The following is a 17278-nucleotide window of genomic DNA, read 5'->3' as shown; positions in this document are numbered from 1 at the left end:
GATTTTTTAGGAAAAAATTCGTGAAAGCTTATAGTCTGACCAAAGTTTATCAAGGCTGTTAACAAGGTGGTCAATATCTTTTTCAGTATGAAGAGGGGTAGGAGTTATACGTAGTCGTTCTTGGTTTCGAGGAACTGTTGGGTAATTGATTGCCTGTACATAAATACCAAAATCGTTAAGCAGAGAGTCAGATAGCAATTTGCATTTTTCAGCATCGCAGATCATCACTGGTATAATATGGCTTGTATTAGATATATAGGGAATAGATTTTTTCCTGAGTGCAGTTCGTAGCATTTTTACATTTTTTTGGTGCATATCCCGTTCGTAGTTGCTATTTTTCAGATGGATAACTGATGTAAGAGCGGCGTTAGCAAGTGCTGGTGATAAAGATGTTGTAAAAATAAACCCTGAAGAGAATGATCTTATAAAATCACATAAATTTGCTGAAGCTGCAATATAGCCTCCCATAACCCCGAATGCTTTGGCAAGAGTTCCTTCAATAATAGTAAGGCGGTTCATCACTCCTTCTCGTTCAGCTATACCCCCTCCACGCATTCCATATATACCAACGGCATGGACTTCATCTATATAAGTCATAGTATTGTATTTTTGTGCAAGGTCACAAATCTCTTTAATAGGAGCAATATCTCCATCCATAGAATATATTGATTCAAATACAATTATTTTGGGTGCAGCAGGATCTGCTGTAGAAAGTTTCAGTTCCAAGTCTTTTATATCATTATGCTTCCAGATCACCTTTTGACATTTAGAGTGACGGATACCTTCAATAATAGATGCATGATTATGAGCATCTGAAAAGCAAATCATCCCTTCCATTTCTGAACATAGAGTGCTTATAACTGTCCAGTTTGACATATATCCAGAATTAAATAGCAGAGCAGATTGTTTCCCATGCAAATCAGCTAATTCTTTTTCTAAGAGAACGTGATAATGATTTGTTCCTGAAATATTGCGAGTCCCACCTGCTCCAACACCGCAATGATCAACAGCGGTTTTTACTGCTTCAATAACCTTCAGATGATGTCCCATACCAAGATAATTATTTGAACACCATATTGTTATCTGTGATTTTTTTTCATGGTGTATAACATATGGGAAAAGATTGTTTTTGTGCTCAAGGTCTGCAAATACCCGATATCTTTTTCTTTTCGTAAACAATCTAGTTTTTTTCAAAAAATCTTTCAAAATCCATAACGCCCTCTAAGGCATATTTTACACTATGGTATAGATTAATTACAACACCAGCCTTATATTAGAATTTGAAAATTATTTCAAGACGAATGGTTTTACATAGCTTTTCAAGGTAAATTCATTAAATAGAAAATAAACAACTTTATAATATAATCGACATCATTTCGTCATATAATATATTTAAAATTTTAAACCTAAAACTTGGGGAATATATATTTATGCATTGAATGGGAATGAAATAGGAGATTGTAAGGATGAAAAAAGTTATTCCACTTTTTCTGGTTGGAATGTTTGTTGCAAGTTGTACAGAAATGGAAAGGAGTGCATCCTTAGGTGCTGGAGGGGGAGCTATAGTCGGTGGGCTTATGACAAATAGTGTTCAAGGTGCAGCTGTTGGTGCAGCTTTGGGAGGTGCAGGAGGCGCATTATTCAGTAAAATGTCAGAGAAAAATCGTCAGTGTTATGAAAGAGATCGTTATAATCGCCGTTATTTGGTTCCTTGTTAAAGTTTCTTTAAGGATTGAAAAAAGGGCTCCATTTTTTTGGAGCCTTTATTTATTGGTTTTATAATTTATTTTATGATAATAGAGTGGTAGATTAATACTTAATTTTTTTTTGAATATTATATTTTTACATTATTCGATGAAAAACCAATTTTTAAAAATTGAAAAAAAATCTCTGGTACTTAAAATTTCTGATATTTTGGATTTTAAGAACGGGATTACATTTATATTGATTTATGTTGTATATTTTATTATAGGTGGCGGATTTAACTCATTATCGTGGGCTTCAACTCTGTATAATCAAAACTCACATGATTCTCATCAAGAAATAGGGAATAACATAAATGTTGGGTTTTTTTATCAGGTTACGATTAGTGCTGATGCCAGTGCTAAAGAGTTAGATGAGTATAAAGAGATTTCTATTCTTGTTAGAGATCAAAAAAAAAATGTTTCTGATTTTTCTGAGTTGCTTATAAAAGCACGTAATGATCGTAAAAAATTGATTGCTTTTTTATATGAAAAAGCCCGGTATGATGCTGTTGTTAAGATTTACATTAACAACTTTCCTCTTGATAAAGTTTTAGATTATACTTCTGAAGTTCAAGCTTCTGGGCTTCTTTCGGTTGTTATTCAGATAAAATCTGGCTCTATATTTAGCTTAAATAAAGTATATTTAAAAAGTGATGAAATATTGCCTGACTCTGTCAGAAAAAATGTGATGCTTGCTTTAAATCAAAAAGTGGATGCATCCTTGCTTATTAAAGCGGGTCAAAATATAGTCGATGCTCTGAAAAAAATAGGATATCCATTCGCTAAGATTGATCGTCGAGAAGTAATTGCTGATCATATTAATAAAAAGTTTGATGTTGTCTTTTTTGTAAAACGTGGGCCGTCAGCTTTTATAGGGAAGATTCGTGTTGTCGGTCAAAAAGGAATAACTCCTGAGTTTGTTATTTATTTTTCAAGATTAAAAAAAGGACAGAAATATTCTTCTGACAGTTTGAAAAAGGCTGCTACCGTATTGCGTCAATTAGGTGTATTTGCAAGTGTTAGGGTGTATGAGGGGAATACATTAGATGTCGATGGTTCTTTGCCGGTCATCATTGAGGTATCAGAAAGTCCTTATCGATATTTTGGATTAGGTGTGCAGTTTGCAACTGTTGATGGTGTTTCTGGTAATGGTTATTGGGGGCATCGTAATTTATTAGGAAATGCTGAATCATTGCGTGTGGAGACAGCGATATCAAGGATAGGGAAAAGTTTTAATATTTCTGATATCGATTATTCAGCAGCGATAATATTTTCTAAACCTGAACTTTTTATGCCAGGGATTACATTTAATTCAGGTGTTAATATGAAAATTGAGCGTGGAGATTTTTATAAATCAACATCGATTATTGTTGCATCTGGTTATTCATATGAGCTTTCTGATAAGGAAGCTATTTCTGTTAATATGGAGATGTATCGTGTTATTGAAAGATATTCATATGGTGCAGACTCTTATTTAGGAGTTGTTCTGCCTGTAGAGTATGTGCGGGATGCTCGTGTTAACAAATTGAATCCGACAACGGGATATCGGGCATCGTTTTTAATAAGACCTGGATATCAATTAACCAGGCAAGCTTTTTATTCAACAATAAAAGGCTCTTTTTCTATCTATCAAATTTTGGGTGCAGATAGTCCTCTTGTCTTTGCTACAAAAGTTTCTGCTGGGTTGTTGCTAACATCACAAGACTTGTTCTTGCTCCCAATTACACAGCGTTTTTATGCAGGCGGAGGAAGTTCTGTACGTGGCTATAAATACAATGAAATTTCTCCACGTAATGCTTTAGGACAAGCAATTGGAGGGAATTTTTTTATAACTTTGTCATTAGAAGCACGGGTTAGCCTAACAGATAAGATTGGATTTGTAGCATTTATTGATACTGGTACTGTCAGAAGGGGGGCCTCTGTTCATTTTTCAGAATTTCGGAGTGGTTCAGGTATTGGAGCTCGATATAATACTTTTTTAGGTCCTATTCGGTTTGATGTGGCTATTCCATTAAATAGGTACAAGAATTCATCTCGTTATGCAGTATATGCAGGTATTGGGCATGCATTTTAAGGTGTGAACAAATGGGATTTAATTTATGAAAGCACATTTTTTAACATCTGTAATCAAGATTTTTCTTTCAATTTTAACTGGTATAACCGTTTTTTTATTGGGTTTTTTGTATTTGTAGGAACAACTTCTCTTGGCGCAAGGCTCTTTAAAGAGGGGGTTTCTTTTCTGATTTCAACAGAGAACCGTTCTGTTGTGATAGGAGAAATGGAGGGGCTTATAAGTGGAGCTCTTCGTATTGATCGAATAGCATTTAAGGACAAAAATGGTATTTATGGTGAAGTTTATGACTTCAAGCTTGACTGGTCACCTTTGCAATTATTTACATGTGTTTTTAAGGCAGACAATTTTAGTATTCGGGAAATACGTTTCTATAGAATGCCAACAAGAGAGAATGATTCTTCTCGTGGGAAGAATTATCATGATTTTAAACCATTTTTTGATTTTAATATTGACAATATTGACATCCATGAGATTTTTTTAAATAAATCTTTAGTAGGAAATGACGTTAGAATTTCAGCACGTGGTAAGTTGCAATTTTCTAAAAATATTAAGAAAATCAATTTCTTTGTTTTTCGTCCCGATCAGCCAAAATCTCAATTAAAAGTTAATATTGCGCATGATTCACCAAGGAATTTCTTGTCATTAAATATCGAGCTTTTTGAGCCAAAAGAAGGGCTTGTAAGTCGTATCCTTGCATTGTCACCAATGGTATCTCTTCAGTTAAAGCTATCTGGGGAAGGGTATCTTGATGATTTCAAGAGTCAATTTAATGCTGTTTTAGATAATAAAAACATAGCTTTTTTAAAACTACTGCATTCCAATGATTCTCAAGGGAAACATTTTTTTACTGTATCTGGTAAGGGGAATATCGAAAAATTAGTACCTATGAACTTGCATTCAATTTTTTCAGGATGGACATCAATCAATATTCTTATGGCATCGGATATGCATAGTAAAATAGATATTGATTATATGAAAATTGCAACTGATAAATGTAAATTTGATGCTTCTGGTGTTTATGATTCATTGGGTTATAACAGTTTGTCTGCAAGATTTCTGAGTTTTTCTGAGCCAGTGGATTTTTTATGGCCTTCAGCAGTAGGGGATTGGAAATTTAAAATAAAAGATGCTCGGTTTTCTTTAGTTGGTGATGCCAGTTCTGCTAAACTGGATTCTCATTTTTCTGTACCGCTATTAGAACATTCTCGTACTAAACTTGAGGGTGTTATTTTTTCAGCCTATGGTCAAAATTTGGATTTGACACATAATGATGGAGATTTAAACATTGTTATTGTTTCACAAAAAGCAAGTTTTAATTATCAAACATTCAATCAACAGATTGCGACTCCTACTAAGATTACGGTTCCTGTTAATGTGAGTGCAAATCGTATTATATTAGAAACAGTGAGGCTTGAAAATGATGATATAAAAGGTTCTTTGTCTGGAAAATATTATTTTTCTAATCAAAATTTTGTATCTCGATTTCAAATATTTATTCAGCCTTCTTTTTTTTCTACAATTTCAAAGATTAGGTTTAAGGAAATTGCTTCTTTATCTGGAGAGCTGAGTTTTATTGAAAATAATATTCATGTATCTGATGTATCTTTTGTTGTAGAAAAGAGTCTTAAGACTAGAGGCTATCTCCTTTATAAAGAAGGAAATATATCAAGTTCTTTATTCGCAGATATATTAGATTCTTCTTCCTTAATTGAGAAGGCAAAGGGTTCTGCTAAGATAATGCTGACTGTATCAGGTCCTTTTTCTCATCCGGATGTTTTGGCTAATTTTACAAGCAATGAGATAATTTTTGCAGATCATAGATTTTCTGAACTGAAAGCAAATCTTAAAACAAAGATAGATGTTCGATTTCCTGATGCTTTTATAAAATTGGTAGGTCGTATTGATGATGATCAACTTATTGATATAGTTGCGCAACTTATAAAGGTAAATGATCGTGTTCAGTTATCGGTACCAAGAGGTAAATTTGGTTTGAATTCTTTACAAGGGCAGGCCTATTTTGCTTTTCCTTTTAAAGCACAAGGTAAGTTTACCTTTAATTTTCAAAACATTAATTTAATTATGGCATTTTTGGGTCAGAATGTTCATGGGAATTTACAAGGTTCTTTGAATTTTGATCCAGAACAGGGGACAACAGTTAAAGCTTCTGGTGTAGGAGTTGTTAGTAATAGATTCAGCATAAAAAATCCTAAAATTGATTTAAAAATTTTAGATTTTAACAAGTTTTCTATACAAGGAAAAGCAAATATAGAAGAGATTTCTTTTGATAATCAGCGATTAAGCAAGCTTCATTTTTCAGCTATTCAAGAAAAAAAGCGTACAGATATTCATTTTACTGGATATTATCTGGATAGTCCTCTTAATATTATGGGATGGATTGTTCCACAAGATGGTAAAAAAATAGTTGGGATTGATCATTTTTCTATTGATTTGAAGGATTTTCCTATAAATCTTTCTACTCCTGTGCGTTTCAATCTTGATGAAGATAAAAGTTATTTTGATAATTTTTCCTTACAAATAGGTAAAGATTCTTCAATAAGTGCTGTAGGAAAGTTAGGGAGGGAGCTTGATTTACAAATACAAGGTAAAAAATTACCAGCGCATCTTGTAAAAATGTTTGTTCCTACACTTGCTGTTGCTGGTAAGGTATCAGGTCTAGTAATTGTCAAGGGACAAATATCAGATCCTTTGATACGGTTTAAGAATGTTTGGGAAGAAGCATCCGCACAGCAGATATCTTTATATACTTCAAAACCAATTTCTGTAGAAATGCAGGGAGAATTTTTTAGAGATGTTCTTACTGTAAATCTCTATTTTTCTAATAAAGCAGGACTTTCTGTTAGAATGAATGGAGATATCAATTTTAAATTAAATTTATATAAAGACTTTTCTATCAAAGGAAATTTTCCCTTAGAGCTTTTTAACAAGCAATTGATAGAAAGAGGTTTTTACTCCTATGGGATAGTAAATTTGAACTTGTCTGTAAAGGGGTTAATGAATGCTCCTGGCATTTTTGGTTCTCTTACAATAAATAAAGCACTTTTAAAGGGTGTTATAAATAATTACACGCTTTATGATTTAAAAGCATCAGTGAATTTTGATGGGAAGAACGCTAATGTTAAAAAATTGACAGCAAAACTAGGGAATGGTGGTTCTATGACAGCTGAAGGTGTCATTGATCTCAGATTTGAGAGAAACTATCATGCCAATCTGGTTATAAATCTTAATCAAGCCATTTATCTGGATGAAAATATTCTAAAAGCTACCTTTGATTCTAGTTTGCGGTTAGTCGGTCCGCTGATAAAGTCTCCTGTGCTTTCTGGCCATGTAAAATTTAAAGAATTTGTGATTACAATTCCTGATAAAATGCCTTTTATGTTCTCTGAATTTGATATTTCTCATAAGAATGCTTCTAAGGAAGTTCGAGGTCAAACGTTGGCTTTGAAGAATACTCAAAGTAATAATAAGCATAATAAATCATTCAAGTTAGGTCTCGATTTAATACTCGAAGCACCTTCTCAGATTTTTGTACGTGGCAGGGGGCTTAATGTTGAATTGAATGGTGACTTAAATATTCGTAATACTACTACCAAACCAATAGTGTTGGGTTTATTAACTCTACGGAGGGGGCAAATTACAATCCTTAATAGAAGGCTTAATATTGTATTTGCAAATGTAAGATTCAATGGCGAATTGATGCCATATTTAAATATACAAGCAAAATCAAATGTATCATCAACATCAATTAGAGTTGATGTTGTAGGATTAGCATCGTCTCCTTCTATCAGTTTTTCTTCTTCTCCAGCGTTACCTCAAGATGAGATTTTAGCACAATTAATTTTTGGTAAGTCGCTTGCGAATCTATCGGTATCACAGCTTGTTCAGCTTGCTAATGCTGTTAATCAATTAGTAGGAGGACCGTCGATACTGGCTTTTGATGAACTGCGCTCTAGGTTAGGGATTGATAATTTCGAAGTGTATACAAATTCTGAAGGGCAGTCTACAATTGCTGCGGGTAAGTACATTAATAACAATACGTATATAGAACTTCGAAAAAATATAGAGGGGGCTTCGAAAGCTATTGTTAACTTTGATATAGGTTCTGGTTTAAAATTAAATGCTGGTGCTTCAGATGATGGGGAAGGCAGTGTTGGAGTAACCTATGAAAAAAAGTATTAAATTCAAGATATTAGCAAGAAAATTTTGTAAGAATTTTTAATTTTTTTAATATGATAAAACATATCATGTTGTTCAATTGAATGATGTTTACTCTTATCATAATTTTATGATATAGTTTTCATATGATTAGTAGGTTGTTCTAGTTTTGTGGTGGTTTTTTTGATTAAGAAAGATAAAATTTGTAAAGATACTTCTCGTGTTATTGTGGTTGAAGTAGTATTAAAAAGCATTTCTTCTTCTGCCGATGATATCAGCAATATCTCTTTTTCAGAGAGTCGTTTACACGAGGCTGTAGGTTTGGCGCAGGCAATAGATTTACAAGTAGTGCGTTCTTTTGTGGTTGCTGTTTCAAGACCTAGCCCTGCAACTCTTATAAGAAAAGGAAAAATTAAAGAGATTAACACAATTATTCATGATCTTGATGTTGGTTTGATTATTATTGATCAATCTTTGACACCTGTGCAGCAGCGTAATTTAGAAAAAATATGGAACATTAAAGTAATTGACCGTATTGGTTTGATTTTAGAAATTTTTGGGCGACGTGCTTTGACTAAAGAAGGAGCTCTACAGGTAGAATTAGCTCATCTTAATTATCAAAAAGGTCGTCTTGTTCGTAGTTGGACGCATCTTGAGCGGCAACGAGGAGGTACTGGTTTCCTGGGTGGTCCAGGAGAGACCCAGATCGAAGCTGATAGACGAATGCTACAGCAAAAAATTTGCTATTTAGAACAACAGCTCGAAAAAGTTGTACGTACTCGTCAACTGCATAGGGCTAAAAGAAAGAAAGTTCCTTATCCAATTATTGCACTGGTTGGTTATACTAATGCTGGTAAGTCAACGTTATTTAATCGTATAACGGGTTCAAGTGTTTTTGTTGAAAATATGCTTTTTTCTACACTCGATCCCACATTGCGGAGAATAATTTTGCCACATGGCCCTGTGGCATTCCTTGCAGATACAGTTGGATTTATCTCTGATTTACCGACACATCTCGTCGCAGCATTTCGTGCTACTTTAGAAGAAGTAAGGCAGGCAGATGTTATTTTGCATGTGAGAGATATATCAAATCGTAATAATGCAGCTCAAGCACGTGATGTATATACTATACTATCAGATCTTGATATTGATGTTATGGAAGATTGTGGTCGTATTCTTGAGGTTTGGAATAAAGTAGATTGTTTAGAACCTCATTTTCGAAAGGAAATATTTCAAGAGGCTGCTTCTCAGGGTGCAATTCCTGTTTCTAGTATAACGGGTGATGGATTCAATGTTTTAGCATCTGAAATCACACGTCGCTTGTCTGGAAAAACTGTAACAGAAAATATAGTCCTTTCTGTTAATCAGCTTTCTTTTCTTCCTTGGATATATCAGCATGCTCAAGTAAAGCGTCGCAATGATATGGAGAATGGATCGATTCATCTCAATATTAGCATTGCACATGCGGAACTTATTGGATTAGAAAAACTTTTGAGTTCTCATGTTGTAGATTAATTCAACAATAAGTTTCATAGAAGAATTATTTTGTCATGTTCTTTTGAGGTTCTAATTAAAGAATTTATGGGCTGTGTAAAGAGCAATAGCTGTTGCGTTTGATACATTTAGGGATTTAATTGCGCCTGGTACATTAAGTCGAGCCATTGCGATCACTTTTTTCTGAATTTTTTGGCGGAGGCCTTTTCCTTCAGAGCCAATCACAAAAGCAATTTTGTCTCCTAAAAATACGGATTCGATAGATTGAGGGCTTTCTGAATCAAGACCAATTGTTTGAAAACCTAATTTATGGAGTTCTTCCAAACTTTCAGATAGGTTGGTTACCTGAATATAAGGGATAAGTTCTAATGCGCCAGAAGCAGATTTTGCCAGAGTACCTGATTCAGAAGGACTATAGCGTCTTGTAGTAATAACAGCACCGCATTCAAAAGCAACAGCAGAACGTAAAATAGCTCCTACATTATGAGGATCATTAATCTGATCCAATACAATTAACAGTTTGCAGTTTTTGATTGAATCAATATCTCTTGATGGCAAAGGATGTGTTTCTAGCATGACTCCCTGATGAGTAGTGTCTCGACCAAGTTGTTCATCTATTGCTTTTGAAGAAATTATTTTAACAGGGAAATGATTGTCATCACTTGGGGTCCATTTTAAACGTAACATAGCATTTTGAGTTGCTGAAAGTTGAATGATTTTTCTTTCTGGATTGTTGAGGGCTGCAGATACTGTATGAAGCCCATACATAAATACGGTATTTTTTATGTGAGTTTTCCCTTTGGGTATTTGAAAAGAATTTTTTGTTTGAAACTTCTTTTTATTCTGGTAAGGTCTATTATGTTTAACATAATTTACATCTTTAGCAGAAAAAGTTGGATCATTTTTTTTAGACATCATTTCATAACTAGGGTATATTGTTAAAATTTTTGGTATCGCTAATGAGGTATATTAAGGATTTAATATTTTATTATAAGTGATATTTTGTTAATCTAAAAGGAAATAATTATTTTTTCAAATTCTATGTTGACAGTAATAAATTTCGAATACATATACCTTGTTTATTAAATGAGTGAAACCGTTTATTTTATAATAGAATGAGATTGGAGGGGTGCCCGAGTGGTTAAAGGGGGCGGACTGTAAATCCGCTGGTTTATCCTACGTTGGTTCAAATCCAACTCCCTCCACCAATAATTTGATCCATATGCGGGTATAGCTCAGTGGTAGAGCAGCAGCCTTCCAAGCTGAATATGCGGGTTCGATTCCCGCTACCCGCTCCACAGACATATCACTGTTTTTAATATGTGGATCACCAGATAACGGGTGCATTGAAAACAACGGCAACAAAATAAATTTCAAATTAAAATGTCAGGTATGTTTAAGTATAATTGTAATTTGCCTTCCTGTATTGCTTGTTTTTATAAGTATGGTTTTAGTTTTAGGGATCTTGTAGAAGCGCGATATCTTGCAAATGATTTATAAGCCCTTACTTATGCAAATACCATTCAAATTGGAGACGAGCGCAATAACTTAAATTCACTTGTAGGAGCATTATGTATGCTTGATGGTGTCGCAAATATATCAAGTATTGTTGAGCCTAATCTTGTCATTGCGGCAGTATTAGAACTGTCCAAACAACAGAAAACCTTCATATCCATCCCTGTATGTGGTCTTTCTGAGATTACAGGAGTTAAATTCAAAACAGGATCACAATTAGACTAGCTTCTTAGTGATAAGTATATTGTAATTATTGGGATCAGATCAAATAACAGAATTATTCGCGTGACAGCATTATATTAAGGTTTTGTATTGCGGCTCCTGATGCACCCTTTCCAAGATTGTCTAGAGTAGCATACAACCCTATAATGCCCATTGATTCATCACCATAGACAGAAATACCCATATTATCTGTACCGACAAGATGCTCTGCATATATTTTATCATTTTGAACGGTGCTATCATACGAAGATACAATTATGCAATCACTGTTTTGATAATAATCATTATATACATCACGGATAATATCTATTGTTGTGCCTTTCTTAAGGATACGATGATGCAAAGGCACATGTACCAACATTCCCTTTGGAAAACGTGCTACTGTAGGTATAAAATTAGGTGTTTTATCCAACAGGCCATGGATTTTAATCTCAGGTATGTGCTTATGTTTAAAATTAAGCGCATAAGAAAAACAATTTTCTGTAATATAATTAGGGTTAGTAGGATCAGTCATTTTTGCTATTAGATCTTTTCCACCGCCAGTATAACCTGAAATAGCATTAATTGTTAATGGATAATCAGAAGGCAAAATCCCAAGCTCGCGCAATGGGCGAATTAAAGCAAGAGCTCCTGTTGGATAACAGCCAGGATTTGAAACAAATTGCGCATTACGTATATAGTCCTTTTGTTTTTTTGTCATTTCGGCAAAACCATACACCCAATTATTATTAGTACGATGCGCAGTAGAACAATCAATTATACGTGTTTTAGATGATGCTGGAAGAGACTCTAATATATCAATTGCCGCAGAATCTGGTAAACATAAAATAGCAAGATCGGCAAAACCCATGCATTGTAAGCGTAATTTTTTATTATGTCTATCCTCTTTTGAGAGCGAAATCAACTCAATGTCACTTTTGACACTCAACCTTTTATAAATCTCAAGACCAGTTGTTCCATGTTCGCCATCAATGAATACTTTATTCATAAATCCAAACTTTCTTAAATAAATAGAAACATGTACCATAGAATTTTTTTTGAGACAAATTAATTGCTGGTGAATTTTAAGAGATGAAAAGTTTGATTTGCTTTGTATATGACTTGATCGTTTTAATAATCTTCTGCCTGCTACTTCCTGTTTATAAAGTTTCTGATCAAAAAAGGAAGGAGTTTAAAACTAACATAAAGCTTTTTTAGGATTAGAAAGTTATTGTATATAATGATGAGATAAGATAATTATTTTAGTTTATTTGAAATGATATGTTTAAAGTTAAATTTTTTTTGATTGAATTTTACTTTCTGATATTAATAAAATATGTGATCTAGTTTTGAAGGATGTTTATCATGAGTTTTCTTTCTATAGCTCTTTCTCGGATGAAACCTTCTGCTACTATTGTTGCAGCTCAGAAAGCTCATGTTTTAAGGTCTAAAGGTGTTGATGTATTGAACTTGAGTGCTGGGGAGCCAGATTTTGATACTCCATATAATATTAAAAAAGCTGCTATTGATGCTATAGAGCGTGGAGAGACAAAATATACGCCTGTATCAGGGATACCTGCATTACGAGAAGCAATTGTTAAAAAATTTCAGCGTGAAAATAATCTTAAGTATACATATGATCAAACTATAGTAAGCACTGGAGGTAAGCAGGTTATCTTTAATGCTTTAATTTCTACGGTTAATCCTGGTGATGAGGTTTTAATTCCTAGTCCTTATTGGGTGTCATATCCAGAAATTGTAGCGTTTTGTGGTGGTAAATCTGTTTTTATTAATACGAAGCAAGAAAATAATTTCAAGATTACTGCTGAGGATCTTGAACGTGCAATTACTCCTAAAACAAAATGGTTGATTTTGAATTCTCCTTCTAACCCCTCAGGAGCAGTTTATTCTTTAAATGAACTTAGAGAATTAGCTGATGTATTAATAAAACATCCTCATGTTTGGGTTCTTTCAGACGATATTTATGAACATCTTGTTTACGATGATTTGAAGTTTAGGACGCTGGTAGAAGTTGAGCCTTCCCTTTATAATCGTACTCTTGTTATGAATGGTGTTTCTAAGGCTTATGCCATGACTGGTTGGCGTATAGGTTATGCTGCTGGCCCTTTATCTCTGATTAAAGCTATGGATGTTATACAAGGTCAGCAGACTTCAGGGGCTTGTTCTATAGCACAATGGGCTGCTGTTGAAGCACTGAATGGTCCTCAAGATTTTATTTCAAAAAATAGGCAGACTTTTAAAAATCGTCGTGATAACTGTATATTTTTTCTTAATAAAATTAAGAAAATAAAAACCACGATTCCTGAAGGTGCTTTCTATATTTATCCATCTTGTAAAGATTTAATTGGTATGACTTCTCCTTCTGGAAAGGTTATAGCAACAGATTTAGATTTTATAAGTCAGCTTTTAGAGATAGAACATGTTGCGATTGTTCAGGGGTCAGCTTTTGGTCTTGGTCCGGGCTTTCGTATTTCTTATGCAACTTCAGAAATAGTTTTAGAAGAAGCATGTAAGAGAATTCAGCGTTTCTGCGAAGCGTGTCATTAGGTTAATCTTAAGGTACTTAGGAGATTATAAAAGTTTTTTATTGTTACAACTCAAAAATTTTGAGTATGATAGAAAAAATCAATTAATAATGTATTATTGTAGTAAGTTGAGGTCTTTTATTGAAAGAATGTTATCCTGTTACTTAATAGTAATAGAGTTGACAAGTTGAATATCTCAAAGCATAATTAAATCGAAGATGTTAGTTATTGATTGCTCTCGTTTTTTGTTAGTTCAGATGAAACTGCTATACAGGATATTTTAGAGTAATCTTGTGGAAAGCTCAAATATATCATGAAAGAAACGCAGAGCAAACTTAAATGAGTTGTGTTATAATATCAAATTGTTATAAATTTATAGTTATACTACTATTTTTTAGTATTTTGGAGATTTCAGCATGAGCTGATGAAGTTCTCCCGCTAGTTTTCAATACAAACATTTGTATTTTCTTTCATATGACATTTTAAATAATGTATTTGGTTTTAGAAGATGTAAGGACTGTTATTTAATAGATATTTATTGTCGCTTTTTAGTCCAATTTTGAAATCTCTCTCTTTAGAGACATTAAGGGCTTTTAATTTTTTAGTCTCATGTGACTTAGACAAGTATAGAATAGGATTATTTTTTTATGGATACTTTTAAGAATGTACCGCAGGTTATTGTACAGGCATTATCTGATCGTGGTTACCTTGAACTAACGCCTGTTCAAAAAGCTATGTTAGATCCTGATTTAAACAATAAGGACATTCTGGTTTCTGCACAGACAGGTTCTGGTAAAACTGTAGCTTTTGGATTGGCTTTGGCATCTGATTTTCTCGCGGGTAAAAAACATTTGGATCCTGCTGGTAAGCCACTTGCTCTTGTGATTGCACCTACGAGAGAGTTGGCATTGCAAGTCGGTCGTGAGTTGGAATGGCTGTATGCAAATGCTGGTGTCGTCGTCTCTGTTTGTATTGGTGGTATGGATTTACATCGTGAACGGCGTATGTTGCAACGTGGTGCACATATTGTCGTTGGAACACCAGGAAGATTATGTGATCATATTCGGGGGCATGCTCTTGTTATGTCAGGCCTTAACACTATTATTCTTGATGAAGCTGATGAGATGCTTGATTTGGGATTTCGTGAAGATATTGAGTTTATACTTGATTCTTCCCCATCAGATCGACGTATGTTGATGTTCTCGGCTACTGTATCGTCTGCTATTGCAAAACTGGCTAAAAGTTATCAAAAGAATGCTGTTCGTATTAATATAAGCTCTGAGAATCGTCAGCATAGCGATATTGATTACCGTGCACTTATGGTAGCGCCAGGTGATCGGGATACTGCCATTATTAATGTTTTACGTTATTATGAAGCAAAAAATGCGATAGTGTTTTGTGGAACACGTTTATCGGTTGCAAATCTTACTAAGACTCTAGGAGATCGTGGTTTTCAAGTTGTTGCTCTCTCAGGGGAATTAAGTCAGAAGGAACGTAGTAATGCTTTACAAACAATGCGTAGTGGAAGAGCACGTGTTTGTATAGCAACGGATGTTGCAGCACGTGGAATTGATTTACCAGATCTTGAACTTGTTATCCATGCAGAATTGCCTTCTAATGCTGAGACATTACTGCATCGAAGTGGTCGTACAGGTAGAGCTGGGCGTAAGGGAACAAGTGTTGTTATTATACCACAAAATTCTCGACGTCGTACTGAAAGTCTTTTGCACACTGCTGGTATTAAAGCTACTTGGGCAGCTGCACCTTCAGTAAAAGAAATAATTTCTTATGATAACAAGAGGATTCTTTCTAATCCTTTACTAGATAAACCTCTTCAGGAAGACGAGAAAGAATTGGTTGAAGCTCTACTGGGAAAACATGGTCCTGAGCAATTAGCAGCTGGCTTTTTGCGTCTTTCTCGCTCTGGATATTGTTCTCCAGGAGAATTAAAAGATGTTAATTTAAAAGTTAATGAAAGCCGTAATCGCGAAGAATTTAGGGCAGGGGGATTTGCCAAGACACGAGAGGGATTTAATGGATCGCATTGGTTTTCTTTGTCAATTGGTAGTAAGCAAAATGCTGAAGCACGATGGCTGATTCCTATGTTGTGTCGTAGTAGCGGTATTAGTCGGCATGAAATTGGTGCAATTAGAGTACAACCTGAAAAAACCTTTATAGAAATTTCAGAAGGAGGTGTAGAGCCTCTTCTTCGTACTAAAAAATTGGATAAAGGCATACAGATTACATCTTTAAATGGAGAACAACCTGAGTTCAAGAAGCGAAAGTCATTTAATTTTAAGTCGCAGTATCAGCAAGAGAGTATATATCATAAAAAACGTAATGGCGGGTCACGAAGTATAGTATAAGTGTATTAGAATTTTTGTTCTGTTTTTGAATATGATTAAGTATTTTTAAAGTACATCCTTCCCGTGGTTTATTTTTTTATTATAAAAATTAATTGATTATTGAGGCTGTAAACGAGCATGTTATTATTTATATTTGAAGATCTCAATAAATTCATGTCTACAGATAAGAATATGGTATTTTAAAATCAAATGAAAATGCTTTATTATTGTAGTACTTGTCTTAATAAGTACTACAATTTTTTTAGTTGAAAGAAGGAGAGATAAATCCTGGCAGCTTGATCATGAAAAGAAAAACTTGAAAGCATAGATTATTCAATAATGAATTCATTATATGTTTTAAGGTGTCATGGCTTTATAGATGTTTTCCTATTCATGAGATTAAGTAAAGATACAAAATATTTTATTATAAGTATTTTACGTATAGGAGTTTTCTATAGTCCATCTAATCATATAGAACGCTTCATTATAGATAGGCTATATTAAAGAAATACTAGTCATTGTCTATTTCTATATGTTTGAGTCCTACACGAAAATAATCATAGCCTGTATAGATGGTGAGTAAAGCGGCAATCCAAAGCATAATAATACCGACTTCTGTGAGGTGTTCTAGGAAATCTTTGCAAGCAGGACCAGCTAATAAAAAGCCAATAGAAATCATTTGAATAAGTGTTTTAAATTTTGCAATACGTGTAACAGGTACACTTACTTTCAGTTCTGCCAAGTATTCTCTTAAACCTGATACTAGAATTTCACGGCATAGTATCGTGATTGCTGCCCAAGTTGACCATTTTCCGATAGTACCATCAGCTGTCATAAGAAGTATTATAGATGCTATGAGAAGTTTGTCTGCAATGGGGTCTAGCATACGGCCAATATTGGATGTTTGATTCCAGATTCTAGCAAGATATCCATCAAGAAAATCTGTTACGGAAGCGATAATAAACAAAGAAAGAGCAATCAAACGTATAAAATTTGGGTTTGGTAATTTATGGATATGTTCAACTAAAAAACATAAAACAATCAGTGGAATAGTTAAAATTCGTCCATAGGTAAGTATATTAGGAATGTTGTAAAAGTAACGAGGCATTCAATTTCTTTCAGAAAGCTTACAATTTTATAATTAATAGTTAATAGTATGAATATTTTTTTTATGTAAATTATTGT

10 protein-coding genes, 2 tRNA genes and 1 pseudogene are annotated in these 17278 nt (G+C 33.9%); 9 read left to right on the top strand and 4 right to left on the bottom strand.

The window, feature by feature from the left end; translation table 11 throughout:
• Positions 1 to 6: 6 nt before the first annotated feature.
• Positions 7 to 1213: pseudogene (gene hemA / locus B488_RS05665) on the bottom strand (5-aminolevulinate synthase).
• A 253-nt stretch (positions 1214 to 1466) separates the two neighbouring features.
• On the opposite strand from hemA, the gene B488_RS05660 reads away from it, so the two are divergent.
• The 4 genes from B488_RS05660 (at position 1467) to hflX (ending at position 9507) form a co-directional block, all read left to right on the top strand.
• The gene (locus B488_RS05660) at positions 1467 to 1718 is read left to right on the top strand and encodes a glycine zipper domain-containing protein (protein WP_015273580.1); all 252 of its coding nucleotides are present in this window, start codon (positions 1467 to 1469) and stop codon (positions 1716 to 1718) included.
• Positions 1719 to 1944: 226 nt separating this feature from the next.
• On the top strand, positions 1945 to 3819 hold the full coding sequence (locus B488_RS05655) for an autotransporter assembly complex protein TamA (RefSeq protein ID WP_172792750.1): 1875 nt from the start codon (positions 1945 to 1947) through the stop codon (positions 3817 to 3819).
• A 3-nt stretch (positions 3820 to 3822) separates the two neighbouring features.
• Positions 3823 to 8016 (top strand): translocation/assembly module TamB domain-containing protein, encoded by a 4194-nt coding sequence (locus B488_RS05650; RefSeq protein ID WP_041770784.1) that lies wholly within the window; start codon positions 3823 to 3825, stop codon positions 8014 to 8016.
• 159 nt (positions 8017 to 8175) lie between these two features.
• Positions 8176 to 9507 (top strand): GTPase HflX, encoded by a 1332-nt coding sequence (gene hflX / locus B488_RS05645; RefSeq protein WP_425277612.1) that lies wholly within the window; start codon positions 8176 to 8178, stop codon positions 9505 to 9507.
• 51 nt (positions 9508 to 9558) lie between these two features.
• Here the strand turns inward: hflX and rlmB are convergent, their stop codons facing one another.
• Positions 9559 to 10401: a 23S rRNA (guanosine(2251)-2'-O)-methyltransferase RlmB gene (rlmB, locus tag B488_RS05640; protein ID WP_015273576.1), complete on the bottom strand. Its 843-nt coding sequence runs from the start codon at positions 10399 to 10401 to the stop codon at positions 9559 to 9561.
• Between the two features lie 208 nt (positions 10402 to 10609).
• Here rlmB and B488_RS05635 point away from each other — a divergent pair.
• The 3 genes from B488_RS05635 to B488_RS07230 all read left to right on the top strand — a co-directional run bounded on the left by B488_RS05635 (position 10610) and on the right by B488_RS07230 (position 11226).
• Positions 10610 to 10694: transfer RNA gene (locus B488_RS05635), tRNA-Tyr, on the top strand.
• Between the two features lie 16 nt (positions 10695 to 10710).
• Positions 10711 to 10784, top strand: a tRNA-Gly gene (locus B488_RS05630).
• 277 nt (positions 10785 to 11061) lie between these two features.
• On the top strand, positions 11062 to 11226 hold the full coding sequence (locus tag B488_RS07230) for a hypothetical protein (protein WP_015273574.1): 165 nt from the start codon (positions 11062 to 11064) through the stop codon (positions 11224 to 11226).
• A 52-nt stretch (positions 11227 to 11278) separates the two neighbouring features.
• On the opposite strand, the gene argC is transcribed toward B488_RS07230, so the two are convergent.
• A complete protein-coding gene (gene argC / locus B488_RS05625) occupies positions 11279 to 12211 on the bottom strand; it encodes an N-acetyl-gamma-glutamyl-phosphate reductase (RefSeq protein WP_015273573.1) in 933 nt (310 codons plus the stop codon).
• A gap of 356 nt (positions 12212 to 12567) precedes the next feature.
• On the opposite strand from argC, the gene B488_RS05620 reads away from it, so the two are divergent.
• Entirely contained in the window at positions 12568 to 13770 is a 1203-nt protein-coding gene (locus B488_RS05620) for a pyridoxal phosphate-dependent aminotransferase (protein ID WP_015273572.1), read from the top strand.
• 625 nt (positions 13771 to 14395) lie between these two features.
• On the top strand, positions 14396 to 16114 hold the full coding sequence (locus tag B488_RS05615; RefSeq protein ID WP_015273571.1) for a DEAD/DEAH box helicase: 1719 nt from the start codon (positions 14396 to 14398) through the stop codon (positions 16112 to 16114).
• Positions 16115 to 16604: 490 nt separating this feature from the next.
• On the opposite strand, the gene pgsA is transcribed toward B488_RS05615, so the two are convergent.
• Positions 16605 to 17201, bottom strand: coding sequence for a CDP-diacylglycerol--glycerol-3-phosphate 3-phosphatidyltransferase (pgsA, locus tag B488_RS05610; RefSeq protein WP_015273570.1), 597 nt, complete (start codon positions 17199 to 17201; stop codon positions 16605 to 16607).
• Positions 17202 to 17278: the final 77 nt, after the last annotated feature.

Origin of the sequence: Liberibacter crescens BT-1 (assembly GCF_000325745.1) — a bacterium.
Taxonomy (GTDB): Bacteria; Pseudomonadota; Alphaproteobacteria; order Rhizobiales; family Rhizobiaceae; genus Liberibacter; species Liberibacter crescens.
Note: the sequence above shows the minus strand (reverse complement) of the source record. Positions and strands in the feature narration are given on the sequence as shown.